The organism is Amycolatopsis sp. NPDC000009 (genome assembly GCF_055563465.1).
In genome coordinates, this window is record NZ_JBVHDI010000020.1 from 104,124 (window position 1) to 117,632 (window position 13,509).

Below are 13,509 nucleotides of genomic sequence, written 5' to 3' on the forward strand. Positions count from 1 at the left end.
TCCTCCTAGTCGGTCAGTCCGTCTTCGTAGGCGCGCAGGGTATCGATGAACATGCGCCGTTCGGCCGGGGTCAACGGCGTGAGCGCCTTCTGCCAGGCTCGGGCGCCCTGTGCGAGCCAGCCGTCGATCGCGGGCCGCATCCGCTCGGCGATCGCGACGATCCGCCGCCGCCGGTCCGCCTCGTCCTCGCGCCGGTCGAGTACGTCCTTCTTGGTCAGTTCGCCGACCATCAGGCTCACCGTGGTCGGGGCGACCTCGAGCCGTTCGGCCAGTTCGTTCACCGTCATGGGCCCGTCGAAGAGCAGGTACGACAACAAGGACAGATGCCGCGGAGCCAGTGACAACGACTGGAGTTCTTCGGGGATCTTGATCCGCTTCGCGCGTCCGACCATCCGTGGCATGAGCAGCAGCAAAGCCCGCACGGCGTCGTCGACTTCCATGTCCTCGGTTGACACCGGCCGCCCTCCTGGATACCTTTGCAAGCAAAGAGACTTTGTTTGCAAAGCAAAATAGCTTTCACGATGATGCTACCTGGGAGTACCGGTGCTGGTGACCACCGCGGACGCCGAATCGGGGCGTCCCCGCACCACTCGTGTCGACTGCCGCCCGTCCGGAAGCCGGTACCTGGTTTTCGCGCCCGACCGCGATTCCGCTTGGTATCGCGACCTTCTGGTCAGTCCACAAGCGACACTCGAGATCGACGGCGTGCCGCATGCCGCGCGTGCCGTGCCGCTCGAGGGTGAGGAAGCGGGTTTCGCGCTGCATCTCTTGGAGGTCGACGCCGCCCGCGGCCGGGCGATCGCCGATCAGCTGCTCGTCCACCACGGGGAGCTCCGCAAGACACTGGCGGCCGCACGGGCCGAACTCGACGGCGTGCCCGCCGTGGGCCGGCCGGAGCTGAGGCGCGAACTGCTCGGCCATTGCGTGACCTTCTGCAACGACCTGCGCATGCATCATCTCCGGGAGGACGGCGCGTTCACCGCGATCGAGAAGGCCCATCCCGGGCTCGCGCCGGCGCTGAAGCGGCTGCGTCAGGAGCACGAAACTGTTTCCCGCGCACTGCGCGATCTCGATCAACTGCTGCAGGGCGACGGGAAGATCGAACGCGCCGCGTTGCGAGAGGAGTTCGAGCGCGTCGTGAAGGGGCTCGAAGAGCATTTCGCCTACGAGGAGGCGAACCTGATTCCCGCGCTTCGCGGCGACGATGCGGCTTAGGCGAAGGTTTGTCACAGCTTGGGAACGAGCGTGATGATCGAACTGCTGACCGAAGACGGGTGCTGCGCACTGGGAACACGCGGGTGGGCTACTCCGAGCGGGTGAGGGCGGCGGGCCATCCGGCGGGAAACACCGGTAACGAACGCCCGCCACCCGGCGACTGATCGTTGTCCGCACCGACGACCGGGATTGTGAGAACCGATGAAGCTTCGAAGAGCCACACTTCTGTCGCTCGTGGTCGCGGCCGCCACCATCACGGTCGTGTCCCCGGCACCCGCCTTCGCCGAGACTCCCACCAGTTCGGTGGTGGTCGGCCCGACCACTGTCCAGCGTGGACAGACGTTCACCGTCGAGCACTCGCTGTACAACGCGCTCACGGACGCGGCCATCGAGGGAGGGGCGGCGACGCTCTACACCGCCGAGACACCGCTCACGGGGATCGCCGAGGTCGTCTCGTGCCCGGGCGCGCTCAGTTGCAGCTCGCACGTCGTGAGCATCCGCGGCGGGGTCGGGGACGTGGCTCCCGGCGACAGCCGCAAGGTGACGTTCACGCTGCGGATCAAGGACGACGCCCCGCTCGGCCCCGTGACCCTTCGGCACCAGTTCCTGGGTGAGAACTACAGTTTCGAGACGTTCGACGGCCCCGTGCTGACCATCACCGGCGGCACGACCGCCGCCGACCTCGGGGTCACCCTGACCGCGTCCCCGCGCGGGCTCTTGACCTCGTCGATCGACTACACGGTCAAGGTCACGAACGCGGGCCCGGCCGCGGCGTCCGGGATCCGGGTGGCGTCGGCCCTCGGGAACGGGCTGCGTTTCACCGGCTCCTCCGCCTGCTCGAACCCGGGCGGCACGAAGGTCGTGAACTGTGACTTCTCGTCGCTCGCCTCCGGAGCCAGTGCCACGGCCAAGTTCTCGGTCGCGACCGGGCTGCTGACCGTCGGACCGGTCAAGACGACCGCGAAGATCACGCAGAGTTCCGTCGCCGACCCGAACGCGGCCAACGACACCGCGTCGTCGACCTGCACGGCGATCACCGGTCTCCTGGTCAGCTGCTGACACTCCTGGTGGGTCGTGAGTGGTAAGGACGGTTAGAACCGTCCTTACCACTCACGACTCCCGTAGGCGTTCGGCACGGGCGTGGAGATAGCGCTGCTGCGGCAGGCTCGTGGCCCGTCGCGCGGCGTCCACATAGGACTCGACGGCTTCGGCGGTGTCTCCGGCCATCTCAAGCAGGTGCGCGCGGGCGGCGTGGAACCGGTGGTCACCGGAGATCCGGTCGCCGAGCTCTTCCAACGCCGCCAAGCCCTCTCGCGGTCCTCGGGCCATCCCGACGGCGACGGCGTGGTTCAGCGACACCACCGGATTGTCGGAGAGCCGCAGCAGAAGTGCGTACAGCGCCTCGATCTGCGGCCAGTCGGTCTTCTCGGCGCTCGGCGCCTCGTCGTGCAACGCGGCGATGGCCGCCTGGATCTGGTACTGCCCCGTCGGCCCGTGCGGCAGCGCTTCGGACAGCAGCGCGACACCCTCGGTGATGTACCCGGTGTTCCACCGGTCCCGGTCCTGTTCGGACATCGGGATCGGCGCGCCGTCCGGCCCCGTCCTCGCCGGACGGCGCGCGTCGGTGAGCAGCATCAGCGCGAGCAACCCGGTGACCTCGCTGTCGTCCGGCCGCAGCCGGTGGACGATCCTGGTCAGCCGGATGGCTTCGGCGGACAGGTCGCTCCGCACCAGATCGGGGCCGGACGTGCTCGTGTATCCCTCGGTGAAGATCAGGTACAGCACGTGGAGCACCGCGTCGAGCCGTCCCGTTTCCGGCGGCATGCCGAACGGGACACCGCTGGCCTTGACACCGGCCTTCGCGCGGCTGATCCGCCGGGTCATCGTCGCTTCGGGCACCAGGAACGCGCGGGCGATCTCCGCCGTGGTGAGGCCGCCCACCGCCCGCAGGGTCAGCGCGATCTGCGACGCGGGGGACAGGGACGGATGGCAGCACAGGAAGAGCAGGACGAGCGTGTCGTCGGAGTCGGCGGCACGCCGGTCCGCGGCGGGGGCGAGGTGTTCCTCCGGCAAGGTCCGCTGGACGACGTCGTCCTCGCGACGGCGTCGCGCCTGCTCGGCGCGGAGCAGGTCGGTCAGCCGCCGCGAGGCGACGGTGATGAGCCACGCGCGCGGATTTTCGGGCCGCCCCTCGGCGGGCCATTGAGTCGCGGCCGCGAGCAGCGCCTCCTGCGTCGCGTCCTCCGCCAGGTCGAAGTGACCGTAGCGGCGGACGACGGCGCCGAGGACCTGCGGCGACAGCTCGCGCAGCAGGTCTTCGACGCCGGTGTCCCGCATCTAGAGCTCCAGTTCTTCGAAGCTGTCGGCGCACGGCCGGATGTCGACGTACCAGTCGCGGCCGAAGTCGCTGCCCTCCGGATGCGGGGTGGCCGCCAGCTGGGCCGCGATCTCGGTCGCCCGGTCGTAGCTCGCGCAGTCCACGGTCGTGTACCCGACCAGGACCTCCTGCGTCTCGGCATACGGCCCGTCCGTCACCACAGGGGCGCCGTCGCGCAGGGAGATGCGGCGGGCGTGCGCGGGCTGGGAGAGGCCCTGAGCGTCGACGAACTCGCCCGATTCGACCAGATCGTTGTTCCACTTGGTCATGAACTCGTGCAGGGCCTTGACCTCGTCGCTGCTCCAGGCGCCGGCGATGTCGGTGAGGTCCTTCTGCGACCCGAACATCATGATCATGTATTTCACGGTTCTCTCCTCTCGGCGGGCACCGCTCCGGTGCCTTCTGCCGGGGACGTCGGAGCCGCCGGACCGGACCGGACATGGTTCGCCGGAATTCTTTCTCAGCCGCGGCCGGCCGCGGTGTTCATCGCGTCGGCGGGTTCCAGGGTCCGCCCGCCGGTGATCTTGGCGTAGAGGTGCTCGCCGCCCAGTACCGGCGGATATTTCGGCGGGTTGCCGTCGGAATGGCAGGTCGGGAGGCATTCGAACCGTGCGTCGTGGTCGCCGTCGAAGAAGAACGCCACGCTGCGCCGCCGTGACGGCCCCGGCCCGGACGGCGGCACGACCCGGTGCAGGGTGGAGCGCCAGCGGTCGTTGGTCCATTGCGCGGTGAGGTCGCCGAGGTTCACCACCAGCGCGTCTTCAGCGGGGATGACGTCGTGCCAGGCACCGTCGGGGCCGTGGATCTGCAGGCCGGGGACGGGGTCGGCGTAGAGGACGGTGACGATGCCGTAGTCGGTGTGCGCGCCGAGCCGCATCTGGCCCGGCAAGGGCTCGGACGCTCCGGCGCGGCGCTCGAAGTGATTCACCCGCAAGGTGCGTGTCGGATGCCGGGTGTACGCGTCGAGGTAGCCGTCAGGGAGCCCGAGCGCCTTCTCGAAGATCTCCAGCAGCACTCGCGCGACCCGGTGTGCTTCGTCGGCGTACGCGGTGAGCGCGGGACGCAGGTTCTCCGGCAGCTCGGGCCAGATGTTGGGGGCGAAGAAACCATAGGGGTCGTCGCCGTCGATGTGCTCCGCGCCGATGACGAACGATTCCGACAGGTCGGGCGGTGTCGTCTCGCCGAGGCTGTACGCCAGCCCTTCGGTGCCTTCGGCCGCGTACCCGCGATCCGAGGCTCGGTCGGCCGGCGCGGATCGGAGCTTCTCCTCGACAGGGAGCGCGAAGAAGGCAGCGGTCGCTTCGCACATGTCGTCGATCTTCGCCCGGGGGACGCCGTGCCCGACGACCTGAAGGAACCCGACGCGCCTCAATGCCTCGTCGACGGCGTGCGCGAGCTGTGTGCGGTCACCGTCGTGCCAAGCGCTCAGATCGACCGTCGGTACGAGTGTCATGGACCGACGGTAGCCCGGTACGGGTGCCACGCATACTCACCGAGCACGCAAGGCCGAGGATCAGCGCGCCGACGGGAAGCAGGAAGGCGGCCTTGACCGCGTCCGTGAGCGCGGCGCCGGTCACCTGCGCGGCCAGTTCCCGGGCCTGGGCCGCGATCTCCGACGGCAGATCCGCGGCGATCTCCGGAGTGCCGCCGAACTCGCTGGCGGCGGCAGCGGCCCCGGACTCCCCGGCGAACCCGTCGATGAACCGCTGCCGGAACTCGGCGGGCAAGGCCGCCGCCGCTTCGCTCGCCCGTGCCGTCATCGAGGCGCCGGCCCGCGCCTCCACCAGGACACCGACGGCCGCGCCGCCGAGCACCCCGCCGACCTGGCGGGCGGTGTTGAAGATGCCCGACGCGCTGCCGACCAGCGAACGCTCGACGGAGTTGAGGGTCACGTTGTTCATCGGGGAGAAGGTGAACCCGACCCCGAGGCCGCAGAGCAGCAGCCCGGGGAGCAGGGCCTGCGGCGAGCTCGCCGGGATGATCACCAGCGAGACGAGACACAGGCCGCTGCTCAACGAGAGCATTCCGAACGCCAGCAGGTACTTGGGGTTCACCCGGTCCGAGAGCCTGCCCGCGAACGGCGCGACGCCGCCGGACACCAGGGCGAGCGGCGCGATGAGCAGTCCGGCGTCGGCCGGGGACAGGCCGAGCACTGATTGGACGTAGATGACGAACAGCAGAAGCATGCTCGTCATCGTGAAACCGACCGTCACCGCGGACGCGGCACCGAGTGAGAAGTCGCGGTGGCGGAAGATCCGCAGCGGCAGCAGCGGTTCGCGGCGGTTGGCCCGTTGCCACAGGACGAAACCACCCAGTAGCAGCACTCCCGCCCCGACGACCTCGAAGGCCGTGCCCCAGCCGTAGGTCTGTCCATTTTGGATGCCGAACACGACGCAGACGAGACCCGCGCCGAAGAGCAGGATGCCGGGAACGTCGAAGCGGTGCGAATTCCCCGGCCGCCAGTCGGGGACGAGGACGACGGTGAGCGCCAGCGCGGTCAGCCCGACCGGGACGTTCGCGAAGAAGATCCATTCCCAGCCGAGCCGGTCGACGAGCACCCCGCCCACTACCGGCCCGGCGATCATGGCGAGGCCCGCGACACTGCCCCAGGCGCCCATGGCCGGACCGCGTTCGTCCGGCGGGAACAGATGCGTGATGAAGGCCGTGGTCTGCGGGGTCATCAACGCGGCACCGAAACCCTGCACCGCGCGGGCGGCGACGAGTGTCTCCACGTCACCGGCGAGCCCGCACCAGAGCGACGCCGCGGTGAACACCAGCAACCCGGCGACGAAGACGCGTTTCGGCCCGAACCGGTCGCCCAGCCTGCTGGCGGGCAGGATCGGGACGGCGTAGGCGAGCAGGTACACGCTGGTCACCCAGATCACCGCGGTCAGTTCGGTGCCGAGTTCGCGCACCATCGACGGCACCGCGATGTTCACGATGCTGATGTCGAGCATGACCATGAAGAAACCCAGGCACAGTGCGAAAAGCGCTGGCCAGGGCCGGGTTCGCTTCGCCATCGGTCCTCCTGTTCCGGCGCCGGAAGGGAGGGACGACGGGCAGGCACGCCCGCCGTCCGTCCCCGGGGTCAACCTGCTTGCGTGACCATTTCGGCGACGGGCGCCACGGGGGCCCAGACGCTGTCCGGACGGCCGATGCCCTGGTAGACGAGCCCGGTCCGCGCGACGGTGTGCGGATCGAGCAGGTTCCGGGTGTCGATGACGGCCCCGCCGTCGAGCCGGTCGGCGATCCGCCCCCAGTCGAGGGCGCGGAACTCCGGCCATTCGGTCAGCAGTACGACCGCCGCCGCCCCGTTCGCCGCGTGATAGGCGGTCCCGGCGATCCGGACGCCGTCCGTCACGCCCGCCACCGGCGCGTGGACGCTGGGGTCGTAGCCGGTCAGTTCCGCGCCTTCGGCGGCCAGCAGCGCCGCGATCGCCAGCGACGGGGAATCCCGTAGATCGTCCGTCCCGGCCTTGAAAGTCAAGCCGAGCAGGCCGATCCGGACGCCTGCCAGGTCGCCGCCGACGGCCTTGCGCACCTTGTCGACCACGAGCTCCTGCTGCTTCACGTTGGTTTCGATCGCCGCTCGCAGCAAGGCGAAATCGCTGCCCGCCGACTCCGCGGTGCGCAGCAGCGCGAAAGTGTCCTTCGGCAGGCAGGAGCCGCCCCAGCCGGGGCCCGGTCGCAGGAACGCTTTGCCGATCCGCTCGTCGTATCCCATCCCGGTCGTCACGTCGTCGATGCTCGCGTCGAGGTACTCGCACAGCTCCGCGACGGTGTTCACAAAGGACAGACGCGTCGCGAGGTAGCAGTTGGACGCGTACTTGATCATCTCCGCGCTCGCGGAATCGGTCACCAGCACGGAGGTGTCGAGCTTCTCGTACAGCTCGGCGACCCGGCGGGCGGGGACCGGGTCGCGATCGGCCGAACCGACCACGACCCGGTCGGGGTTCAGGAAGTCGTGGACCGCGAACCCCTCGCGCAGGAATTCGGGATTGGACACGACCGCGACATCGGGGCGATCGATCAGGTCCGCGACGCGGGCCGCCGTGCCGACGGGGACCGTCGACTTGTTCACCACGACGCAGCCGGGCGGCAGGAGATCCCGCACCTCGGCCACGACGGCTTCCAAGGTGGTCAGATCCGCCGCGCCGCTCGCGCCCATCGGGGTCGGCACGCAGAGGATCACGATATCCGCCCCGGCCGCCGCCGCGCTCGCGCCGAGGACGAACCGCAGCCGCCCGGACGCCAGCCCGTCCACCACGAGTTCGCAGATACCCGGTTCCCTGATGGTGGCTTCACCGCGCTGCAGCGCGTCGAGCTTTTCCTGGTCGACGTCCGCGCAGACGACGCGGTGTCCCAAGGACGAAAGACACGCGGCCGTGGTCAGCCCGACGTAGCCCGCGCCGATGACGGCGACTTCAGCCCCCATGGTTGCACCCATTTCCCTTACCCTCCAGTTTTCGATGTCGCCGGGCGGCACGGAGCCGCGCTGCCCGGCGACATCGCGAGATACGGATCTTCAGCCGGACGAACGTCGTGTCATTTGGCGTGCGGGATCGCCTTGATCCCCACGTACGGGGTCTCCTTGCCGAGGTAGTCCACCGTTTCGAACAGGCCGATGGCGTCCATCGGATAGCGGGCGCCCGCCTCCGCCGCGAAGACGCACGGCAGGATCTGCTTCCGCTCCGAGGCGGCGGCCTGGCCGCCCTTGCGGATGTGCTTGTGGGTGTGGATCAGGATCGGCATGTAGCCGCCGCCGAGGAACGAACCCGACTGCAGCACCGCCCCGCCGACGCAGTCGATCACGCAGCCCTTGCCGAGGATCGCGTCGCGGCCCTGGTAGTAGTACGAAGGCGTGGCGAGCGTGCCGTGCTCCACATGGAACACCCCCGCCGAAAGGCCGATGATGGAGCGGCCGCAGGTGCGCAGCACCGACCGGTAGAAGTCGACCAGGATCGGCCGCACGGTCGTGTCCGGAAGCGAGAACTCGCCGCACATCAAGGTGATGCGCACCAGTTCCGCGAGCGTGAGGCCGGAGCCGTGCTCCCCGGGGAATTCCTGGTCCCACGGCACGAGGTAGTCCGACGGCGCCACCATGGCCGTCCCGACGTCTTCGAGGATCAGCCGCTCCGCCTCGCCGACCGGTTCCTCCGGCAGGACACCGTTCGCGAGGATCCGCACGGCGAGCATATGCCTGCTCTCCAGCGTTTTCGCCCGGCTGGCCGCGATCAGGAGGTTGAGCCTGCCGGTCACCGTTTCGGGGATGTCGAAGAGGTGGTCGATACCGTCGGTGGGGACGGCGATCTTCGCCTGCAACCCCCGGGCGGGCAGCGGTTCGTAGGAGTCGACGACCTCCTGGAGGGCACCGGCGTACTCGCCCGTCCCGGCCTGTACGAGCCGTTCCGCGGCCAACGCCCGGTAGTCGTAAGGGATCGAGGTCGACGTCGACAGCACGACGTCGGCGAGCAGGGCGCGATACCGGTCGTCGTCCAGCGACGACGCGGCCAGTTCCAGTGACAGGTAAGGGGATTCGTCACCGGGGCCGTGGATCCAGCTCGCGGTGAAGGGTGCCTCGAACCGGCACGCCTTCGCGAACAGCGCCCGGGCGGCGTCGTCGTTCTTGATCTGGCCGGTGACCTCGGCCAGCGCCACGTCGCGGTCCGAGACTTCGGGCAGCATGTCCTTGGCCGGCCGCAACAGTGTCGAAAGATCCTCGATGCTTCGCGTCATGCTTCGCTCCCAATTCGTGCGAACTTCTCGTTTTCCGTTGTCTGCGGGAAGGTTCCGGTGAACATCGCCGAACCCAGCGCGGCGAGGAACCGGTGCTCGGCGGGGCGGACCACCGTGGTGCCCTCACCGAGGTGCTGCAAAAGGTCCAGCTGGGTCAGAAGCGCCTCCTTGAAATGGTTGACGGCGATGCGGAAATGGCGCGCCGGAGCGGCGGTGTCCCGGATGTGGACGGTGTGGATGTTCTTGTGGTCAGGATCCGCGCCGAAGAACGGTTCGAAGACCAAGGTGACGTGCTTCCCGGAGCGGAACTCGACGTCCGCGAACCGGTACCGGAACTCGGATCCGTACGGGATCACCGAAGGGACGATGAAGTCCTTCGAAACCCTCTCCGGGAAAGCGAATCCGGCCAGCTCGGGGAAGGCGATGGCGCCGGTCGACGACGTGTAGAGCTCGACCTCCGGAATGCCGGGAGCCGTGGTCCGCACCCGCATCTCCGGCGTCACCGACGACGGCACCGTGCGCAGATACGTCCGGTACTCCGCGGCGGGGAGGATCGCGCGCAGGATGCTCAGCATGTGGAAGCCCTCGTAGCCGGCCTCGCCGTACCGGGTGTCGACGAACCTGCCGTTCGCGACGTCGAATTCCCGGTTCTTGGTGAATTCGACGGTGATCTTCCTGATCGGGTCGGCCCCGGCGGATTCCCGCACCGACGCCGCGAAGCGCTGCACGGCTTCGCTGTGCGAGTACACGTCGTTGACGATGATCCGGGCACGGGGATGGCGCCGGACCGTGCGGCCGAGATCGGCGAGGTCGTCCGGGTAGCAGGCCGGTTTCTCCAGCAGGACACGGGCGTCGGACCGCTGCCGCAGGATCTCGTCGACGATCGCGAGATGGGTCGCCGTCGGGGTGGCGACCACCCAGGCGTCGACCGCCGAGGGATCCGGCACCTGCGCCACCCGCTCCCAGTCGGCGCCGTCGCCGATGTCCACCGTGCGGATCCGGTGCCCCGCCTGGCCGTAACACGCGGCGTACAGCGAGCCGATCTTGCCGAGCCCGACGATCACGATCGTCTTCTCAGCCAGCGCTGGTGCCGACACGGGCTTCCCCTCCCCGTGACCGGATGGCGTGACGGGCGGCGGACGTGCCCGCCGCCCGCCCCAGCACGGCGCCCGCCATCAGGCCGGTGCCGCCGGGGTAGCCCTGGTCGTAAAGGCCGCCGACGATCACGCCCGCCGCGTAGAGGCCGCTGATCGGCTCGCCGCCGCCGCGCACCTCGGCGTCCGGGGTCACGGACAGCCCGCCGTAGGTGAAGGTCAGCCCGCAGACCACCGGGACGAACAGGAACGGGGGCGTGTCGAGGCGCTTCTCCGCCTGGCCGGAGTGCAGCCGCTGGACTTCGGCGGTCAGGGTCGCCGCGTCGATGCCGAGCCGCCGGGCGCCTTCTTCGAGCGAGGAGACGGACACCGACGCCGGGTCACCGACGTAGCCCTTCGGGAGCGCGCCCGCCGAGACGACCTTGTCGTCGAAGATCTGGAAGGCGATCCTTCCGGGCTGTTCCTGGATCTTCTGGCCCAGCGTGACGTAGGTGAGGTTGCTGTAGCCACCGGATTCGTCGAAGAACCGGCGCCCCTCCCGGTTGACCACGACGCCCAGCGGAAAGGCGTAGCGGGCGAGACCGTGGGATTTGTGCATCTGGCCCGGCAGCATGTGGTCGGGCAGGTTGATGCCCTGCGGCGTGGTGTGGCACTTTTCCCAGTTGCCCGCGGTGTCGGCGCCGAGGTCGACGGCCGCCGCCAGCGGGGCCCCTTCGTTGAACGGGACGCCGCGCAGCTTCACGTCCCGCCACTGCTCGCCGAGGTGGCGTTCACGCAGCCGGTCGTTCGCCTCGAAGCCCGCCGACGCCAGCACCAGCGCGCCGGCGAGCATCGGGAACGCGGGGCCGGAACCGTGGAGCAGATACCGGCCGTCCGCGGTCCGTTCGAAACCGGTGACCGCGCTGTCGTAGAAGACCGAGCCACCGAGCTGTTCGAACCGGTCGAAGTTCCGGTCCTGCAGGCTCTGGCCACCCCCGTCGAGGACGATCGGCACGTCTCCGGGCAGTGGGGTCGGTCGCGGCGCCCAGCGCTGACCGAAGTCGCGCATCCAGGTGATCGTGTCCGTCGAACGGCGGATGATCGATTCGATGAGGGCGACGTCCACCTGATCGCCGGACACCGCCAGCCAATCGCCGAGGTACTGCTCGTCGGTGTATCCCGACCGGCCGGCCAGGATCTCGTCGACCCGGCCCTTGTCCGCCTCCCGCAACAGGGTGGCGATGAATGGGCTTCCCGGCCAGGAGAAACGCATGGTCCTGGTCAGGGAACTGTTCCCGCCGCGTAATTGTTTCGGTGCGGCTTCGAGGACGCTGACCGCCGTCGCGCCCGCCTGTAGTGCGGCAATCCCCGCGCAGAGACCCGCATTACCGGCGCCGATGACGACTACCTGCCTCTCGGCGACGGTATTTCGACCGTTATCCATCAACAACGCTCCACAAATCCGATGTTCGCCATTCAGGGACGACCGAGTTCGAACGAGACCGAGCCGTGTCCCCGGAGGGCATGGCGAAGGGTTATGCCCTCGAACGGGCGTCGAACGGTCGGTTCACTGCGGAAATCGCAGCGTTCACTCCTCGCGTGTGCTCAGATGTGCGGCGCACGAGGGTCTTTCTTCGGATTCAGCGCATCGGCCGCCCCATACGGGCGATGCCGGCGTCATCCGGTGTTCAGTACAGAGATTTCAGTGGACGCCTTCCGAGATGAACCAGGAGTTTCCGCCGGGTTCGCCGTCGCCCTTGACGATGATCGTGCGGATGCCTCTGGTTTGCTCATTTTTTTCCGGCCCGGCTTTCCCGAGCCTCCCCAAGTTCGGTCGGTGTCGAGGCCGACTGTGGCCAGCCTGACTTCCTGACCAGCGCAGGGGCAACCTTCGGCCAGTTCGGCCTTGTTCGAAATCGTTCGAGTGGTCCGAACAGCGGTTTCCGGCGCCGCTGAATGGCGGTATCGCGGCTGAGATCGGCTCAGTCAATCTAGAGCGATGATCGTTGATGAGGGGGGCGACGACGGGGAGTCGCCGGCGACGGTTCAACCGCCGGACTCGACGGCTTCACCGGCTGAGTTCACAGCAGCACTGCGTGTATTGAGAACGTGGTCCGGATTGACTTATCGGCAGTTGGCCGGGCGGGCGAAAGAACTAGGGGGAACACTTCCGGCGAGTACGGTCGCGACCACTCTCGGCCGCACCACATTGCCCCGCGAATCGTTCGTCGAGACGTTCACGCGCGCGTGCGGACTGAACGACGAAGAGATACGGCGGTGGCTCGACTCGCGGACACGGATCGCGATGGGGGCTCCACCGCGGCCCGCCGACGAGACGAAGGTGGAAGCCGTCTCGCCGCCGGAGCCGCAGCCGGAACCGCGAGCCCACCGGCGCTGGCGCGCGCCGCTGATCGTGGCCGCGATCGTGAGCGTCGTCCTCGTCGGGACCTTGGGTTATCTGACGAGGTCGTTCGGCGCGTCCCCGAGGGCCAAGGAAACCGCGGCCGTGGTGCCGGGGCTGGACGTGCGGGAAGTGGGTAGCTGGGCGCAGATCCGGCCCGCCCGGTCTCCCGAGTTCTGCCTGGCCGAAGGCCGGGACCGGACCCGGCTGTATTCCGGTGCCGTCGTCGCCCAGCAGATCTGTGGTGGCGACGCGGCGCCGCGCCTGTTCATCGACCCCGTCGGGGAAGAGAACGCCGTGCAGTTCCAGTGGCACCATCCGGAGACCGGGGTCGGCTGCCTCACGGTCGTGAACGAAGGGCTGGGGCACGACCTGATCGAGTCCCGCGACGACTGCGACGACGATGGTATGGACCAGTTGTTCACCATCGCCTCGGCGGATCCGGCCGAGCCTGGACGGTTCGTCATCCGGCCCGTCGGCACCAGCCAGTGCCTCGGCCTGCGGGACCTGGACACCGTCGCGGGGACGGAGGTCGTGCGGGAGCGTTGTTCCGGAGCTCCCGACCAGACGTTCCTCATCGATCTGATCCCGCCGCCATGAGCGCCCGGCCGGGGTGCTCGTGAGTGGTAAGGACGGTTAGAACCGTCCTTACCACTCACGAGGTTTTTGGCGGAGCCGGGAACCGAAGACGACCTTTCGACGACTTG

12 protein-coding genes are annotated in these 13,509 nt (G+C 68.7%); 3 read left to right on the plus strand and 9 right to left on the minus strand.

From position 1 onward, the window contains the following. Positions 1 to 5: 5 nt before the first annotated feature. Positions 6 to 440, minus strand: coding sequence for a MarR family transcriptional regulator (locus ACZ3HL_RS36110; RefSeq protein ID WP_465535892.1), 435 nt, complete (start codon positions 438 to 440; stop codon positions 6 to 8). Between the two features lie 103 nt (positions 441 to 543). Here ACZ3HL_RS36110 and ACZ3HL_RS36115 point away from each other — a divergent pair, with 103 nt between their 5' ends. Both ACZ3HL_RS36115 and ACZ3HL_RS36120 read left to right on the plus strand, forming a co-directional pair. Then, entirely contained in the window at positions 544 to 1,215 is a 672-nt protein-coding gene (locus ACZ3HL_RS36115; protein ID WP_465535825.1) for a nitroreductase/quinone reductase family protein, read from the plus strand. 201 nt (positions 1,216 to 1,416) lie between these two features. Continuing rightward, on the plus strand, positions 1,417 to 2,274 hold the full coding sequence (locus tag ACZ3HL_RS36120) for a hypothetical protein (protein ID WP_465535827.1): 858 nt from the start codon (positions 1,417 to 1,419) through the stop codon (positions 2,272 to 2,274). 51 nt (positions 2,275 to 2,325) lie between these two features. On the opposite strand, the gene ACZ3HL_RS36125 is transcribed toward ACZ3HL_RS36120, so the two are convergent. From ACZ3HL_RS36125 to ACZ3HL_RS36160, 8 genes are all read right to left on the minus strand, one after another. Beyond that, positions 2,326 to 3,552 (minus strand): RNA polymerase sigma factor, encoded by a 1,227-nt coding sequence (locus tag ACZ3HL_RS36125; protein ID WP_465535829.1) that lies wholly within the window; start codon positions 3,550 to 3,552, stop codon positions 2,326 to 2,328. Then, positions 3,553 to 3,948, minus strand: coding sequence for a YciI family protein (locus ACZ3HL_RS36130; RefSeq protein WP_465420496.1), 396 nt, complete (start codon positions 3,946 to 3,948; stop codon positions 3,553 to 3,555). It lies immediately after the preceding gene. A gap of 104 nt (positions 3,949 to 4,052) precedes the next feature. Next, positions 4,053 to 5,045, minus strand: coding sequence for an isopenicillin N synthase family dioxygenase (locus ACZ3HL_RS36135; protein WP_465420269.1), 993 nt, complete (start codon positions 5,043 to 5,045; stop codon positions 4,053 to 4,055). After that, the gene (locus ACZ3HL_RS36140) at positions 4,999 to 6,612 is read right to left on the minus strand and encodes a DHA2 family efflux MFS transporter permease subunit (protein ID WP_465535830.1); all 1,614 of its coding nucleotides are present in this window, start codon (positions 6,610 to 6,612) and stop codon (positions 4,999 to 5,001) included. The genes ACZ3HL_RS36135 and ACZ3HL_RS36140 overlap by 47 nt, the downstream gene beginning before the upstream one ends. Before the next feature lie 68 nt (positions 6,613 to 6,680). Beyond that, positions 6,681 to 8,027: a UDP-glucose dehydrogenase family protein gene (locus ACZ3HL_RS36145; protein WP_465420264.1), complete on the minus strand. Its 1,347-nt coding sequence runs from the start codon at positions 8,025 to 8,027 to the stop codon at positions 6,681 to 6,683. Positions 8,028 to 8,137: 110 nt separating this feature from the next. Then, the gene (locus ACZ3HL_RS36150; RefSeq protein WP_465420262.1) at positions 8,138 to 9,328 is read right to left on the minus strand and encodes a hypothetical protein; all 1,191 of its coding nucleotides are present in this window, start codon (positions 9,326 to 9,328) and stop codon (positions 8,138 to 8,140) included. Then, positions 9,325 to 10,425, minus strand: coding sequence for a Gfo/Idh/MocA family oxidoreductase (locus ACZ3HL_RS36155; RefSeq protein ID WP_465535832.1), 1,101 nt, complete (start codon positions 10,423 to 10,425; stop codon positions 9,325 to 9,327). Before ACZ3HL_RS36155 ends, ACZ3HL_RS36150 begins: the two co-directional genes overlap by 4 nt. Next, complete coding sequence (locus tag ACZ3HL_RS36160; protein ID WP_465535834.1) at positions 10,403 to 11,845, minus strand: FAD-binding protein; 1,443 nt, start codon at positions 11,843 to 11,845, stop codon at positions 10,403 to 10,405. The genes ACZ3HL_RS36155 and ACZ3HL_RS36160 overlap by 23 nt, the downstream gene beginning before the upstream one ends. A 555-nt stretch (positions 11,846 to 12,400) precedes the next feature. Here ACZ3HL_RS36160 and ACZ3HL_RS36165 point away from each other — a divergent pair. After that, positions 12,401 to 13,402 carry a helix-turn-helix domain-containing protein gene (locus ACZ3HL_RS36165; RefSeq protein ID WP_465535835.1) on the plus strand — a complete coding sequence of 334 codons (1,002 nt, stop codon included), beginning with the start codon at positions 12,401 to 12,403 and terminating at the stop codon, positions 13,400 to 13,402. The last annotated feature ends 107 nt before the right edge of the window (positions 13,403 to 13,509 follow it).

Coding starts and splice junctions, on each gene's coding strand:
- ACZ3HL_RS36130 (WP_465420496.1), bottom strand. CDS start 3,948: ATGATCATGATGTTCGGGTCGCAGAAGGACCTCACCGACATCGCCGGC.
- ACZ3HL_RS36145 (WP_465420264.1), bottom strand. CDS start 8,027: ATGGGGGCTGAAGTCGCCGTCATCGGCGCGGGCTACGTCGGGCTGACC.
- ACZ3HL_RS36120 (WP_465535827.1), top strand. CDS start 1,417: ATGAAGCTTCGAAGAGCCACACTTCTGTCGCTCGTGGTCGCGGCCGCC.
- ACZ3HL_RS36125 (WP_465535829.1), bottom strand. CDS start 3,552: ATGCGGGACACCGGCGTCGAAGACCTGCTGCGCGAGCTGTCGCCGCAG.
- ACZ3HL_RS36135 (WP_465420269.1), bottom strand. CDS start 5,045: ATGACACTCGTACCGACGGTCGATCTGAGCGCTTGGCACGACGGTGAC.
- ACZ3HL_RS36150 (WP_465420262.1), bottom strand. CDS start 9,328: ATGACGCGAAGCATCGAGGATCTTTCGACACTGTTGCGGCCGGCCAAG.
- ACZ3HL_RS36110 (WP_465535892.1), bottom strand. CDS start 440: ATGGAAGTCGACGACGCCGTGCGGGCTTTGCTGCTGCTCATGCCACGG.
- ACZ3HL_RS36165 (WP_465535835.1), top strand. CDS start 12,401: ATGATCGTTGATGAGGGGGGCGACGACGGGGAGTCGCCGGCGACGGTT.
- ACZ3HL_RS36160 (WP_465535834.1), bottom strand. CDS start 11,845: ATGGATAACGGTCGAAATACCGTCGCCGAGAGGCAGGTAGTCGTCATC.
- ACZ3HL_RS36140 (WP_465535830.1), bottom strand. CDS start 6,612: ATGGCGAAGCGAACCCGGCCCTGGCCAGCGCTTTTCGCACTGTGCCTG.